The organism is Nonomuraea basaltis (genome assembly GCF_005893125.1).
Taxonomy (GTDB): domain Bacteria; phylum Actinomycetota; class Actinomycetes; order Streptosporangiales; family Streptosporangiaceae; genus Nonomuraea; species Nonomuraea basaltis.
Genome location: NZ_VCJS01000059.1, coordinates 15,790 through 28,988 on the forward strand (window position 1 = coordinate 15,790; position 13,199 = coordinate 28,988).

Genomic DNA, 13,199 nt, shown 5'->3' on the forward strand with positions numbered 1-13,199 from the left:
CGACAGCGCTCCCGCGTCCGTCCTCACCGGAGATCGATCACCTCTCCGGCGGTGCCCGTACGCCTGCGCGCGATCCGGCCGTCGTCCACGATCTCCCCGTCGAACAGCGACACCAGCCGGTCGGCCAGGCTCGCCACACGGGCGTCGTGCGTGACCATGATGATCGTCTGGCCCTCCTTGTGCACCTCGGTGAGCAGGCGGAGCACGTCACGCGTGTTGCGGCTGTCGAGGTTGCCGGTCGGCTCGTCGGCCAGCAGCAGACTGGGCTGGTTGGCCAGCGCCCTGGCCAGCGCGACCCGCTGCTGCTCGCCGCCGGAAAGCTGGGCGGGCGCGGCGTCGGCCCGATCGGTGAGGTTGAGCGCGCCGAGCAGGCTCTCCCGGCGCTCGCGGGCCACCTTGGGCGAGGCCCCGGCCAGCAGCGCGGGCAGCTCGACGTTGTCGCCGACGGTCATGTTGGCGACGAGGTTGAAGAACTGGAAGACGAACCCGATCTTCTTGCGCCGCAGCAGCGCCCAGGCGCTCTCCGACAGCGTGTCGGCGCGCTTGCCGTCGAGCCAGATCTCGCCGCTGGTCCTGGTGTCGAGCCCGCCCAGCATGTGGATCAGCGTGGACTTCCCCGACCCGGAAGGACCCATGATCGCGACGAACTCACCCGGCTCGACCTGCAGGTCCACGCCGCGCACGGCAGGCACGGGAACCGCGCCATCCTGGTAGATCTTGACCAGATTGACCGCTTTCAGAACGGTGCTCATGCGCCCCCCTTCATCGGTCGCATCAGCACCAGGTGGCGGTGTTTGATTGATCGTCCGCTTCGCTCACTCATGCCAGATCCTCCTGGCATCGCTCCAGCCAGTCAAGATCGGCCTGCAGGTGCAGCATGGCCCCCTCGATGAGCAGCATGGCCACCCGGTCGGTCGGCGGCGTGCGGGACAGGAGGTCGTTGAGGTCGCTCATGAGCCCCAGGTAGTGGCGGCGCTGACGGTTGATCAGCGCCATCCGGTCGGCGATGCCGGTGAGCGGCGCGAGCACGAGCTTCATGAAGAACTCGTCGCGTACCCTGGGCCCCTCGGTGGGCTCGTCCACCCAGGTGGTGAGCAGGTCGCGACCCTTGGCGGTCAGATAGTAGACCTTCTTGTTGGGCCGGTTGGACTGCTCCACGTCCACAGCCCTGACCAGGCCGTCCTTCTCCAGCCTGCCGAGCGTCACGTAGATCTGGCCGATGTTGGGGGAAGGATAGGCGCTGCCGAAGGTCTGCTCCAGCGCCTGCTTCAGCTCGTAGCCGTGAGCCGGCTCTTTCGCCAAGAGCGCCAGCAGGTGAAGCCGCACGCCCCACCTCCTGCCATGTTACGAATGCGTTACGCGGTTATCCGTTGACCTACAGATTACAGGTGTGCATAACATAAATGCATCTACCTAACACGTATGTAACCGCTCTGAACACGGAGGAAACAGAGTGCTGCGCTCGCTACCACTCATGACGACCCTCCTCCTCCTGGCGGCGGGCTGCTCAGCAGCGAGCAATGAGGGCGGCGGCGACACGGGGACGGGCGGAACCGGGCCCATCACGTTCGCCACCGGCCGCGACACCACGGCGTACCTGCAACCCCTGCTGGATCGCTGGAACCAGGCCCACCCGGCCGAGAAGGTGACGCTGCTGGAGCTGCCCGAGGCCGCCGACGAGCAACGCGCTCAGATGGTGGCCAACCTCCAGGCCCAGAGCAGCCGTTACGACGTGCTGGGGCTCGACGTGGTGTGGACTGCCGAGTTCGCGGAGAACGGCTGGATCATCCCCCTGGAGCGCGGGTTGTTCCCGCTCGACAGGTTCCTGCCGCCCGTCGTGGAAACGGCGGTCTACAAGGACAAGCTCTGGGCGGTTCCCTACACGAGCAACGCGGGACTGCTCTACTACAGGACCGACCTGGTCAAGAAGCCGCCGAGGACGTGGGCGGAGCTTCGCGACCAGTCACGAGAAATCAGGAAAAAGCATGACATAGGAGGCTATGCCGCGCAGTTCCTGGCCTACGAGGGGCTGACCGTGAACTTCTCCGAGGCCGTCCAGTCGGCCGGGGGTCAGATCCTCAACCGCGACGGCACGGAGGTGACCTTCGACCCGGCCAAGGGCAAGATCGCGCTGGAATTCCTGCTCCAGGGGCTGCGCGAGGGCTGGATACCCAAGGAGGCGCTGAGCTTCAAGGAGGAGGAGGCGCGCCTGGCCTTCCAGGAGGGCCGGCTGGCGTTCTCCCGCAACTGGCCGCACGCGTACGGCCCGGCGAAGGCCGAGCTGGGCGGCAAGGTCGCGGTGACCACGCTGCCCGGGCTGACCGGGCCCGGGTCAAGCACGCTGGGCGGCGCCAACCTCGCCATCAGCGCCTACTCCAAGCACCAGCACACGGCACAGGAGTTCATCCGCTACTTCACGAGCCTGGAGAACGAGCGCCGGGTCCTCACCGAGGGGTCGTTCCCGCCCGTGTGGACCGAGCTCTACGACGATCCCGACCTGATCAAGCGCTTCCCGTACCTGCCCGTGCTCAAGGAGAGCATCCTGGCCGCCAAGGCACGGCCGGTGAGCGCCAACTACAACCAGCTGAGCCTGGTGATCGCGAGCTCGGTCGCCAAGGCCCTAGGCACCCCCACACCCGAGTCCGCCGACGACGTCGCGGCCTCCATGAAGTCCGAACTCGAAGAGATCATCAGAACCCAGTGAGGCAGCCATGCGAAAAGCCAGAGCAGCAGTTATCCTGGCCGGGCTCGCGGTAGCCGTCGCCGCCTGCGGCAACGCGCCGACGACGACACAGCCCACAGCTTCGGAATCCGCGCCGGCGACCGCCGGCGAGAAGACCCTCCAGGGCGTGAAGCTCGAGGTCGCCGCCAAGTGGACCGGCGCCGAGCAGAAGAATTTCGAGCAGGTGCTCAAGGCGTTCTCCGACAAGACGGGCGCCGAGGTGACGTACGCCTCCACCGGCGAGGACACCGGCGCCTACCTCGGCCCGCGCATCCAGGGCGGCAGCCCGCCGGACGTGGCGATCCTGCCGCAGCCCGGCCTGGTCCAGCAGTACGCCGACCAGGACGCGCTCAAGCCGCTCACCGACGCGGTGACCAAGGAGATCGACACCAACTACACGCCGTACTGGAAGGAGCTGGGCTCCGCCGACGGCAAGGTCTACGGCGTGCTGATCAAGGCGGCGCACAAGTCGCTGATCTGGTACCGCTCGACGGCGTTCGAGGAGGCCGGCGTGCAGCCGGCGACGAACTGGGACGAGCTGATCAAGACCGCGCAGACCATCGCGGACTCCGGCACGCCGCCGTTCTCACTGTGCGGCGCCTCCGGCTGGACGCTGACCGACCTGTTCGAGAACGTCTACCTGTCCACCGCCGGCCCCGAGAACTACGACAAGCTGTCCAAGCACGAGATCCCGTGGACGGACCCGACCGTGACGGCCGCGCTGGAGAAGATCCAGGAGATCGTCGGCAAGAAGGAGTTCGTGGCCGAGGGCACCGCCGGCGCGCTGCAGACCGACTTCCCCACCTGCGTGGACAAGGTCTACGGCACCAAGAAGGCCGCCATGGTCATCGAGGCCGACTTCGTGGCCGTCTCGGCCGATCAGGCGGGCGCCAAGGTCGGCGAGGAGGCGAAGTACTTCCCGTTCCCCAAGGCCGGTGACACCGCGCCCGTGGTGCTCGGCGGCGACGTCGCGGTGGCGATGAAGGACTCGCCCGGCGCCATGGCGCTGCTGCAGTTCCTGTCCTCCAAGGAGGGCGGCGAGATCTGGGCCAAGCTCCCCGGCTACCTGTCCCCCAACAAGAACGTCTCCCCCGACAACTACCCCGACGAGCTGACCAAGCAGTTGGGCCAGACCATCGTCTCGGCCGGCGACACCGTCCGGTATGACATGTCCGACCTGGCGCCGAGCGCCTTCGGCGGCACCGACGGCAAGGGCGAATGGAAGGTGCTCCAGGACTTCCTGCGCAACCCCACCGACGTCAAGGGCGCCCAGACCGCGCTCGAAGCCGAGGCCAAGAAGGCCTGGAAGTAAAGAGGTAAGGCCGTGACCGAACGGTTGAACGGCCCGCAGGACCCGCCCGTGGAGATCACGGGCGGGCCCTCCGCCGGACCGGCTGAAACCCCCCAAACGCAACGACGCATCGGCCCCTCGCCCGCGGTCGCCATCGCCTTCCTCCTCCCGGCGGCGCTGCTGCTGGGGATCTGGGTGGTCTATCCGATCGGCTACTCGATCTTCCGTAGCCTGTTCGACTCGACGGGCACCGGATTCGTCGGGCTGGGCAACTACGCGACGATCTTCACCGACCCCGCCACGCTCACCACCATCCGCAACAACCTCATCTGGGTGGTCGTCGCGCCGATCGTGGTCACCACGCTCGGCCTGATCTTCGCGGTGCTGACCGAGCGCATCAAATGGGCGACGGCGTTCAAGCTGATCGTGTTCATGCCGATGGCGGTGTCACTGATGGCGGCCGGCGTCATCTTCCGCCTCGTGTACGAGGAGGACCCCAACAAGGGCCTGGCCAACGCCATCCTCACCACCGTGCAGGACACGTTCTCCTCCTCGCAGGGCTACCCGGAGGCCCGCCCGCGCGAGGGCGACCAGTCACAGGTCGCCGCCGAGGGCGGCGCGGTCGTGACCAAACAGCCCGTCCAGGCGGGCCAGCCGGTACTGATCCCGATCGTCGGGGTCAAGCCGGACGTCATGCCGGGCAACGCACAGCCGGCCAAGGGTTCCGCGGTGGACACCGGGCTGTCGGGAACCGTCTGGTTCGACTTCACGCCCGGCGGCGGCGGCCAGTCCGGCGCGGTGGACGCCACGGAGAAGGGCCTGCCCGGCATGACCGTCGAAGCGGTCCAGAACGGCCAGGTCGCGGCGACCGCCACGACCGCCGACGACGGCTCGTTCCGCTTCGAGGGCCTGCCTGCCGGCTCCTACGTCGTACGGCTCCCGCAGTCGAACTTCGAGGCCGCCTACGGCGGCCTGACCTGGCTCGGCCCGGCGCTCATCACCCCGGCGATCATCGGCGCGTTCGTCTGGGTGTGGGCCGGCTTCGCCATGGTGCTGATCGCGGCGGGGCTGTCGGCGATTCCCCGGGACGCGCTGGAAGCGGCTCGCATCGACGGCGCCACGGAGTGGCAGGTGTTCCGCAAGATCACCGTGCCGCTGCTGTCGCCGGTGCTGCTCGTCGTCTTCGTGACGATGATCATCAATACGCTGAAGGTGTTCGACCTGGTGTTCATCATCGCGCCGCCCTCGGTCCAGCCACAGTCGAACGTGATCGCGCTGGAGATGTGGCGCGTGGCGTTCGGCGGCGGGAACAACCAGGGCCTGGGCAGCGCGCTGGCGATCTTCCTGCTGATTCTGGTCCTTCCCTTCATGATCATGAATATTCGCCGGTTCAGGAGGGAGGACACATGACCACTGCTGCAACGGCCGCGGCGCCGACCGGGGTGGAGACGGGTGCGCCGCGCAGGGGCGTGCTGGGCAAGATCGTGGACCGCGTCGGCAGCGGCGTCGTCCAGGTGGTGATGGTGCTGCTGGGCCTGTTCTGGCTGGTGCCGACGCTGGGACTGCTGGTCGTCTCCATGCGGACCTCTCAGGTCAACGCCGCCGAGGGCTGGTGGACGATCTTCACCAAGCCCGCCGAGCTGACCATCCAGAGCTACCAGAGCCTGCTGAGCGGCGGCTTCACGGCGTCCTTCTGGAACACCGTGATGATCACGGTGCCGACCACGATCCTGGTGATCGGCATCGCGGCGATGGCCGGGTACGCGTTCGCGTGGATGGACTTCCCCGGGCGTGACGTGGGGTTCCTCATCGTGGTCGGGCTGCTGATCGTGCCCATCCAGATCGCGCTGATCCCTGTCGCCAGCCTCTACGGAAGCGCCGGGATCTTCGGCTCGATCCCGGGAGTGGTGCTGTTCCACGTGGCCTTCGGGCTGCCGTTCGCGATCTTCCTGCTGCGCAACTTCTTCATCGGCATCCCCGCCTCGCTGCTGGAGGCTGCGCGGATGGACGGGGCCTCGGAGTGGAAGATCTTCGCGTCGGTGGTGTTCCCGCTGGGCAAGCCCGCCATCGCCTCGCTGGGCATCTTCCAGTTCCTGTGGGTGTGGAACGACATGCTCATCGCGCTGGTCTTCGCCAACACCGACAATCAGCCGATGACCAAGTATCTGCAGTCTCAGATGCGGCAGTTCGGGTCGAACATCGACGTCCTGTCCTCCGGTGCGTTCCTGTCCTTGATCATCCCGCTGATCCTGTTCTTCGCGTTCCAGCGGTACTTCGTCCAGGGCATGATGGCCGGCTCCGTGAAGTGACGTTACGGGCGCCCGGCGCACGGGCGCCCGTAACACCTGATCAGGCGTGCTCGATGAGTCTTCATGAGGCGTCTTCTCGCTCTTACCGCAGCAGCCTTCATCTCCCTCCCCCTCACCCCCGCCGCCGCGCAGGACGGCACCCCGGGCGCGCCGGGCGCGGGCGACCCGTACTTCCCTGGCCAGGGGAACGGCGGCTACGACACCGGCCACTACGATCTCGCGCTGGACTACGAGCCCACCTCCGGCCGCCTCACCGGCGTGACCCGGATCTCCGCCCGGGCCACGCAGGCGCTGAGCAGCTTCAATCTCGACCTCGTCAGCACCCTGTCGGTGCGGTCCGTGACGGTGAACGGCCGGGCCGCCGCGTTCGCGCAGAGCGGCTCCGAGCTGGTGGTCACACCGGCCAGGAGCCTCCCCTCAGGACGTGACTTCTCCGTCGTGGTCCGGTACGACGGCAGACCGGTGCACGTCGTCGACCCGGACGGCTCGGTGGACGGGTGGATCAAGACGAGCGACGGCGTCTACAACGCCAACGAGCCCCAGGGCGCGATGACCTGGTACCCGGGCAACCACCACATGACCGACAAGGCCACGTACCGGTTCACGGTGACGGTGCCGAGCACCCGGGTGGCGGTGGCCAACGGTGACCTGCTGGCGAAGGTGTCGAAGGGCGGGCGCACCACGTACGTGTGGGACTCCCGGGAGCCTATGGCCAGCTACCTCGCCACGGTGTCGATCGGCAAGTTCGAGCTCGCCGACTCCCAGCTCGGCGGCTACCGCGTCATCACCGCTGTGGACCCCAAACTGGCCGGCGACGCGACGGGCTTCCCCGAGCGGCACGCGCCGGTCCTGGACTACTTCAGCTCGATCTTCGGGCCCTACCCGTACTCCTCGACCGGCGGGATCGTCGACCACGCGCCTGAGGTCGGCTACGCGCTGGAGACCCAGACGCGGCCCATCTACCCGAGGGTGCCCAGCGAGTCGCTGCTCGCGCATGAGCTGGCGCATCAGTGGTTCGGCAACTCGGTGACGCCGACGCTGTGGCGCGACATCTGGCTCAACGAGGGCTTCGCCACCTACTCCCAGTGGCTCTGGCTGGACAAGATCGGCACCCGTACCCTCCAGGACTCCTTCGACGCGGCCTACGCCCCGGCGGCCGAGGACGAGTTCTGGCAGACGCCGCCCGCCGACCCGGGCGGGCCCGAGAACCTCTTCCACGACCCCGTCTACGACCGCGGCGCGATGACGCTGCACGTCCTGCGGCGCGAGGTCGGCGACGCCGCGTTCTTCGCGATCCTGCGCGCGTGGGCGAGCGACTACAAGTACGGCAACGCCGACACGGCCGCCCTCATCGCGCTGTCGGAGCGCGTGTCGGGCAAACAGCTCGACGCCCTCTTCGAGGCCTGGCTCTTCAAGCCCGGCAAGCCGACCCTGTGATCATTCTGGTACGGCGTGAAGCGACGTTTCGGCCTCAAGCCGTACCAGACCTAGATAGGCTCAACGGCCATGGCCGGTCGTCCCCTGAACGAAGTCGTCGAAGCCGGATGGGCAACAGCTCTTGAGCCCGTCGCCGAGCAGATCTCCCAGATGGGCGAGTTCCTGCGCAAGGAAATCGCCGAAGGCAGGCAATACCTCCCCGCGGGCTCTAACGTGCTGCGTGCGTTCAGCCAGCCCTTCGACGAGGTCAAGGTGCTGATCGTGGGCCAGGATCCCTACCCCACGCCGGGCCACCCCGTCGGGCTGTCGTTCTCGGTGGCCCCCGACGTGCGGCCGCTGCCGGGCAGCCTGGTCAACATCTACAAGGAGATGGAGACCGACCTCGGCCTCCCCCGGCCCGCCAACGGAGACCTGACGCCGTGGGCCGAGCAGGGCGTGCTCCTGCTCAACAGGGTGCTCACCGTGATGCCCGGCAAGCCGGCCTCGCACCGTGGCAAGGGCTGGGAGCAGGTCACCGAGCAGGCCATCCACGCCCTGGTCGCCCGTGACAAGCCGATGGTCGCCATCCTGTGGGGCCGTGACGCGCGCAACCTGGCGCCGATGCTCGGCAGCGTGCCGCGCGTCGAGTCCGCCCACCCCTCCCCGTTGTCGGCGCGCAGCGGTTTCTTCGGCTCGCGGCCGTTCAGCCGGGCCAACGAGCTGCTCATCCAGCAAGGCGCGGCTCCTGTGGAGTGGAAGCTGCCTTAGAGTCGTCGCCATGAGTGATGAACCGAAGTTCCTGCGCCTCACGGTCGAGCTGACCGTCGAGGTGCTCGACATGGACGCGCTGCAGGCGGCGGCGCTGGCTGAGATCAGGCATCCCGACGCTGACCTCACTGACGAGGAGCGCACGGAGCAGGCCGAGCTGGTCTCGGCCGACGACAGCGGCGCCTCGGCGCTGCAGTGGCTGATCGAGCCCGACCACGTGCTGGCCCTCGTGGACCACATCACCGAGATCGAGCCGCGCGAGGCCGTGCTCGGGGTGGAGCCGTCCGAGGGGCCCAGCGAGGAAGAGGAAGAGGAGCACGACCACGTGTGACGAGCACGTGAGGGTGCTCAGCGGCGGCCACGGCGTTCGGCGGCGTCGTGGCTTTTCGCATGCCAGAGGGCTTGTCGGCGCGCGGGCTGGATCCGGCAGACCGGCGCGCGTTCCGGCTGGGGCTCACGGAGGCGCTCGCTAAGATCGAAGCCCTCCAGGCTCGGGTGAGCGCCGGCATCTTCGGCGGGCTGAGCGCGGAGGAGCAGGAGCAGCTGGAGCGGCTTCTGGCCAAGTTCGTGGGCGCGGAGAGCCCGCGCCCGTCGCCACAAGGGGGCACGCAGTGATCGTCGCATTCTCCATCACCCCGCTGGGCGTCGGCGAGGGCGTCGCCGAGCCCGTCGCCCGCGCCGTCAAGGTCGTCCGTTCCAGCGGGCTGCCGAACCGGACAGACGCGATGTTCACCACGATCGAGGGCGAGTGGGACGAGGTCATGGACGTGGTCAAGCGGGCCGTGGAGGCGGTCGCGGAGGTCGCTCCCCGGGTGAGCCTCGTATTGAAGGCCGATGTCCGGCCTGGGGTCACGGACGGCATGACCGCCAAGCTCGAGTCCCTGGAGCGCCACATGCCATAGCGGCTCGACGCCGGTGACCGCGCGACCATGACACTCGGGCGGTTGCTCCGGCATTTCGAGATATGTCTTGACCGTCTCCACGAACGCGACATATCGTGTTGCCTGACTCACAAACGCGATAGTACGCGTCCCGGAGGTGGGCAGCAATGGAGCAAGAGCGGGTGCCGGTCCTGGTGGTCGGCGGTGGGTACGCGGGTCTGAGCGCGGCACTGCTCCTGGCCTGGCGCGAGATTCCCGTCATGCTGGTCGAGCGGCACCAGAGCACCTCGATCCAGCCCAAGGCGTTCGGCGTCGGCCCGCGGGCCGTCGAGCTGCTGCGTCCCGTGCCCGGCATCGAGGAGGCCCTGAGCGACATCTGGGCCGGCGTCGGCGACAACATGCGCATCGCGATCGCCAAAGATCTGGCCGACCCCGACCCGCACATGATCATAAGCGACGAGCGCGAGGAGCTGGCATTCCTGGCCACGCTCACCCCCACCGTGATCGTGGGCGCGCCCCAGGCCGAGATCGAGCGCGTGCTGCGGCACCACGCCGAGGAGCTCGGCGCCGACCTGCGTTTCGGCACCGAGCTGGTCTCGCTGGAGCAGGACGAGGACGGGGTGACGGCGCGGATCCGCACCGCCGGCGGGGAGCGCCTCGTGCGGGCCGACTACGTGGTGGCCGCCGACGGCTACCGGAGCCCGCTGCGGGGGCTCCTGGGCGTGCCTACCTCAGGCAAGGGCGAGCTGGGCCGGATGTGCTCCATCATGTTCGACGCCGACCTGGCCGGGCTGGTGCGCGAGCGCGAGGTCACCCTGTGGTACCTGCAGAACGAGACCTTCACCGGCGCGATCGTGACCGGCACCGGCGTGGGGGCGCACGTGCTCGCCGTCAATCTCGCGGAGGGCGAGAGCGAGGCCGACTTCACCGATGAGCGCTGCGTCGAGCTGGTGCGGATCGCCACCGCCCGGCCCGGCCTGGACGTGCGCCTCCTGGACCGGACGACGTTCCCGCTGGCCCACGTGGTGGCCGACTCCTATCGCGCCGGCCGCGTGTTCTTCGCCAGGGACGCGGCCCACACCATGCCGCCCACCGGCGGGCAGGGCGGCAGCACGGCGCTCCAGGACGGCTGCGACCTCGCGTGGCGGCTCTGGCTGGTGATCACGGGCCAGGCCGGGCCCGCCTTCCTCGACACGTACGACGCCGAGCGCCGCCCGATCGGCACCATGACGGCCGACGCCCAGCTCGCCAACCTCGGCGTACGCATGCCGCTCGCGGCCCGCGCCGGCTACCCGGAGCCGCTCGAGGACCCGGTGGGGGCTCTCCTCGGACACCGCTACCACTCCACCGCCATCCTGGACGAACCTGGCGACGACGGCTCGATCCTGGAGGACCCCCGCGTACCGAACGGGCGGCCCGGCAGCCGCGCCCCGCACGTGGTGCTCGACTGGGAGGGGCAGCGCATCTCGACCATCGACCTGTTCGGCTCCGGCTTCGTGCTGCTGGCCGACAAGGAGGCGGGCCAGGTCTGGACGGACGCCGGGCGCCTGGTCAAGGAGCGGCTCGGCGTGCAGCTCACGCGGCTGCTGGTGGGTGAGGAGCTGGTGGACGTGGAGGGGTGCTGGCGGGAGAGGTACGGCGTCAGCGGGGGCGGCGCCGTCCTGGTCCGGCCGGACGGGTACGTGGCCTGGCGCTCCCCGGATCCCGACCCGGACCCGGGGACCACGCTCGAGCGCGTCATGCGCCAGATCCTCAGCCGCTGACCCAGCAGCCCCCAGATCAGCCGAGCAGCAGTTCCTCGCGCCGGGTGCGAAGCCGGTCGCGCAGGCTCTCCAGCTCTCGGCAGCGCTTCTCCAGCCGCTCCACCAGGCTTCGACCCTCCTTCAGGCCCTGGGCGCCGTACAGCGACCCCGGCTCCACCATCATCCCCAGCGCCGCGAGCTGCCGGACGAATCCGGCCATCGCCTCCCGATCGCCAGGACGGCGCAGGGCCGCGCGCCCCGCCGTCCTCGCCCGCGCCCTGGCGGGCAGCTCCACGTCCAGCTCGGCCAGCATCCGCCCGATCTCCAGCAGCTCGGCGCCCCGCGGATCGGCGGACTCGGCCAGCCGCCGTTCCTCTCGCGCCAGCAGCTCCTCATAGAGCTCGCGAGCCGGCCCCACCTCGGCCAGCTCCCGCTCCGCCGACGCGAGCACGCGCCCGTACGCCCTCAGCCTGGCCTCCTCCAGGGCCATCGTTTCCTGATCCCACACCCCGACCACATCGAGCGCCTCCCGAACCTTTCGGATCCGGTCGGCAATCGCCCTGCGGCGCTCGTCCAGTTCGTCCCAGCGGCGCGCCCGCCTGCGCGCCGTTCGCAGATCCTCATCGATCATTTCGAACCGAATCACGTCACTTTGACGTCTCTACGCCCCGGCTGGTTCAGGACGACCAAGCTTGTTTCCGTCAAACCAGGTCAGACCAGTCGCAGCCGTCACGCCGTTTTACTCAGACAGGTGGGTCTCTAGGTCCACTCGTGGCGAGCCAGGAACGAGCGGTCGCCGGTGGCGTACTCGTTGAACGCCTGCCGCACCTCCGCCAGCTCCGGCACCATCGTGCGGATCAGCGTGCCCTCTTTGTACTCCAGCTCGTACCCCGGCGAGACCTGCAGGAAGTGCCGCCCGAAGTTCACCAGGGCGACGAACGGATTCTGCGGGGACAACGTGGCCAGCACGTCGTGGACCAGGCCGAGGTCGGGGTCGTACACGATCATCCCGTCGCCCGTGTGCAACTGCATGCCCTCATAGACGCCCAGGGGCGCCACGTTGTGCACGAGGTCGCGCTGAGGGTCGTAGCAGACCAGCCCGTGCGCCCGCGCGATCGTGAACACCTGCGCGGACATCTCGTCCATCGTGTCCAGATCCATCGTCACCAGCACGTGCCCGGGATAGAGCGTGACCTCCCCGGGCAGTTCTTTGGCGACCTCCGGCACGTCCCCTTCGAGGGGCTCGCTTCTCTTGACCGCCAGGTAGGTCGCGCGCGCCTGATCCCTGCTGATCGGCACCGGCTCGTCCCAGACCATCAACTCAACGCTCATCGGTCCATCTTGTCGAACCCGCACCGCGCCCGCGCGCCACTGGGCCCAACAAGCGGCTGACCTACCTGGGTTTTTCCGAATCCGGCACCAGCTCGGCCGTGCAGGCGGCACAGCGCCGGGCCTCGGCCGGGATCTCGCTGAGGCATTCGGGGCACTGCTTGGTGGTGGCGGCCTTGTCCCGGTCGAACAGGCCGATCAGCCGGGTCATCGGGGCCACGATGAGCCAGTAGACGACCGCCGAGATGATCAAGAAGGTGAGCAGGTGGTTGAGGAAGTCGCCGTACCTGAAGCGGCTGCCGTTGACGGTGAAGGAGTAGTCGGCGAAGTTCGGCTGCCGGCCGCCGCTGACCGCGCCGATCAGCGGCGTGATCAGGTCGGCGACGAGCGCCTGCACCAGGCCGCTGAAGGTGGCGCCGACGATCACGGCGACCGCCAGCTCGACGATGTTGCCACGGAGTAAGAACTGCTTGAAACCGCTCATGGGGTCGGCACATTGCCGGGGAACACGGTCTGAAACCCGACGGCGAGGGCGCCACCCTTCGCGGACACTGCCACGCCTGCCTGGGAATCGGACGCGTACGCCAGACCATGAGCTCCTCCGCGAGCTGAGTCAGGCGCATGCTGTCAGCGTGGGCCGCCTCCGATACCGCGCCGTCGGGGGCGGCTCACCCCGTTCGACCGGAGTAATGACGCGGCGTGCGTGGGAAGGAACAGGGAGGTCGGTGGTGCCCGGGCTTG

15 protein-coding genes are annotated in these 13,199 nt (G+C 68.6%); 10 read left to right on the forward strand and 5 right to left on the reverse strand.

The annotated features are described in order from the left end of the window. Window positions 1-23: 23 nt before the first annotated feature. Together EJK15_RS26510 and EJK15_RS26515 are read right to left on the reverse strand one after the other, a co-directional pair. A complete protein-coding gene (locus tag EJK15_RS26510; protein ID WP_138713182.1) occupies window positions 24-752 on the reverse strand; it encodes an ABC transporter ATP-binding protein in 729 nt (242 codons plus the stop codon). A 67-nt stretch (window positions 753-819) separates the two neighbouring features. Then, window positions 820-1,326 carry a PadR family transcriptional regulator gene (locus tag EJK15_RS26515; protein ID WP_138713183.1) on the reverse strand — a complete coding sequence of 169 codons (507 nt, stop codon included), beginning with the start codon at window positions 1,324-1,326 and terminating at the stop codon, window positions 820-822. Between the two features lie 148 nt (window positions 1,327-1,474). Here EJK15_RS26515 and EJK15_RS26520 point away from each other — a divergent pair, with 148 nt between their 5' ends. The 10 genes from EJK15_RS26520 (at window position 1,475) to EJK15_RS26565 (ending at window position 11,150) form a co-directional block, all read left to right on the forward strand. Beyond that, window positions 1,475-2,704 carry an ABC transporter substrate-binding protein gene (locus tag EJK15_RS26520; RefSeq protein WP_138713184.1) on the forward strand — a complete coding sequence of 410 codons (1,230 nt, stop codon included), beginning with the start codon at window positions 1,475-1,477 and terminating at the stop codon, window positions 2,702-2,704. 7 nt (window positions 2,705-2,711) lie between these two features. Continuing rightward, a complete protein-coding gene (locus tag EJK15_RS26525) occupies window positions 2,712-4,034 on the forward strand; it encodes an ABC transporter substrate-binding protein (protein WP_138713185.1) in 1,323 nt (440 codons plus the stop codon). A gap of 12 nt (window positions 4,035-4,046) precedes the next feature. Continuing rightward, complete coding sequence (locus tag EJK15_RS26530; RefSeq protein ID WP_138713186.1) at window positions 4,047-5,423, forward strand: ABC transporter permease subunit; 1,377 nt, start codon at window positions 4,047-4,049, stop codon at window positions 5,421-5,423. Next, window positions 5,420-6,322: a carbohydrate ABC transporter permease gene (locus EJK15_RS26535; protein WP_138713187.1), complete on the forward strand. Its 903-nt coding sequence runs from the start codon at window positions 5,420-5,422 to the stop codon at window positions 6,320-6,322. Before EJK15_RS26530 ends, EJK15_RS26535 begins: the two co-directional genes overlap by 4 nt. Before the next feature lie 63 nt (window positions 6,323-6,385). Further along, the gene (locus tag EJK15_RS26540; protein WP_138713188.1) at window positions 6,386-7,759 is read left to right on the forward strand and encodes a M1 family metallopeptidase; all 1,374 of its coding nucleotides are present in this window, start codon (window positions 6,386-6,388) and stop codon (window positions 7,757-7,759) included. A 69-nt stretch (window positions 7,760-7,828) separates the two neighbouring features. Beyond that, the gene (locus tag EJK15_RS26545; RefSeq protein ID WP_138713189.1) at window positions 7,829-8,506 is read left to right on the forward strand and encodes a uracil-DNA glycosylase; all 678 of its coding nucleotides are present in this window, start codon (window positions 7,829-7,831) and stop codon (window positions 8,504-8,506) included. 10 nt (window positions 8,507-8,516) lie between these two features. Continuing rightward, window positions 8,517-8,837, forward strand: coding sequence for a hypothetical protein (locus EJK15_RS26550; RefSeq protein ID WP_138713190.1), 321 nt, complete (start codon window positions 8,517-8,519; stop codon window positions 8,835-8,837). A 59-nt stretch (window positions 8,838-8,896) separates the two neighbouring features. After that, complete coding sequence (locus EJK15_RS26555; protein ID WP_138713191.1) at window positions 8,897-9,121, forward strand: helix-turn-helix domain-containing protein; 225 nt, start codon at window positions 8,897-8,899, stop codon at window positions 9,119-9,121. Then, window positions 9,118-9,408 carry an MTH1187 family thiamine-binding protein gene (locus tag EJK15_RS26560; RefSeq protein ID WP_138713192.1) on the forward strand — a complete coding sequence of 97 codons (291 nt, stop codon included), beginning with the start codon at window positions 9,118-9,120 and terminating at the stop codon, window positions 9,406-9,408. Before EJK15_RS26555 ends, EJK15_RS26560 begins: the two co-directional genes overlap by 4 nt. 146 nt (window positions 9,409-9,554) lie before the next feature. Next, window positions 9,555-11,150, forward strand: a complete 1,596-nt coding sequence (locus tag EJK15_RS26565; RefSeq protein ID WP_138713193.1) for an FAD-dependent monooxygenase — start codon at window positions 9,555-9,557, stop codon at window positions 11,148-11,150. Window positions 11,151-11,166: 16 nt separating this feature from the next. Here EJK15_RS26565 and EJK15_RS26570 read toward each other — a convergent pair whose 3' ends face one another. The 3 genes from EJK15_RS26570 to mscL all read right to left on the reverse strand — a co-directional run bounded on the left by EJK15_RS26570 (window position 11,167) and on the right by mscL (window position 12,942). Further along, on the reverse strand, window positions 11,167-11,760 hold the full coding sequence (locus EJK15_RS26570) for a hypothetical protein (protein WP_138713194.1): 594 nt from the start codon (window positions 11,758-11,760) through the stop codon (window positions 11,167-11,169). 128 nt (window positions 11,761-11,888) lie between these two features. Next, window positions 11,889-12,461, reverse strand: a complete 573-nt coding sequence (locus EJK15_RS26575; protein WP_240777227.1) for a hypothetical protein — start codon at window positions 12,459-12,461, stop codon at window positions 11,889-11,891. Window positions 12,462-12,522: 61 nt separating this feature from the next. Beyond that, window positions 12,523-12,942 (reverse strand): large conductance mechanosensitive channel protein MscL, encoded by a 420-nt coding sequence (gene mscL / locus EJK15_RS26580; protein WP_138713195.1) that lies wholly within the window; start codon window positions 12,940-12,942, stop codon window positions 12,523-12,525. Window positions 12,943-13,199 lie beyond the last annotated feature (257 nt).

Coding starts and splice junctions, on each gene's coding strand:
- EJK15_RS26570 (WP_138713194.1), bottom strand. CDS start 11,760: ATGATCGATGAGGATCTGCGAACGGCGCGCAGGCGGGCGCGCCGCTGG.
- EJK15_RS26525 (WP_138713185.1), top strand. CDS start 2,712: ATGCGAAAAGCCAGAGCAGCAGTTATCCTGGCCGGGCTCGCGGTAGCC.
- EJK15_RS26520 (WP_138713184.1), top strand. CDS start 1,475: ATGACGACCCTCCTCCTCCTGGCGGCGGGCTGCTCAGCAGCGAGCAAT.
- EJK15_RS26575 (WP_240777227.1), bottom strand. CDS start 12,461: ATGAGCGTTGAGTTGATGGTCTGGGACGAGCCGGTGCCGATCAGCAGG.
- EJK15_RS26550 (WP_138713190.1), top strand. CDS start 8,517: ATGAGTGATGAACCGAAGTTCCTGCGCCTCACGGTCGAGCTGACCGTC.
- EJK15_RS26540 (WP_138713188.1), top strand. CDS start 6,386: ATGAGGCGTCTTCTCGCTCTTACCGCAGCAGCCTTCATCTCCCTCCCC.
- EJK15_RS26565 (WP_138713193.1), top strand. CDS start 9,555: ATGGAGCAAGAGCGGGTGCCGGTCCTGGTGGTCGGCGGTGGGTACGCG.
- EJK15_RS26555 (WP_138713191.1), top strand. CDS start 8,897: ATGCCAGAGGGCTTGTCGGCGCGCGGGCTGGATCCGGCAGACCGGCGC.
- mscL (WP_138713195.1), bottom strand. CDS start 12,942: ATGAGCGGTTTCAAGCAGTTCTTACTCCGTGGCAACATCGTCGAGCTG.
- EJK15_RS26535 (WP_138713187.1), top strand. CDS start 5,420: ATGACCACTGCTGCAACGGCCGCGGCGCCGACCGGGGTGGAGACGGGT.
- EJK15_RS26545 (WP_138713189.1), top strand. CDS start 7,829: ATGGCCGGTCGTCCCCTGAACGAAGTCGTCGAAGCCGGATGGGCAACA.
- EJK15_RS26510 (WP_138713182.1), bottom strand. CDS start 752: ATGAGCACCGTTCTGAAAGCGGTCAATCTGGTCAAGATCTACCAGGAT.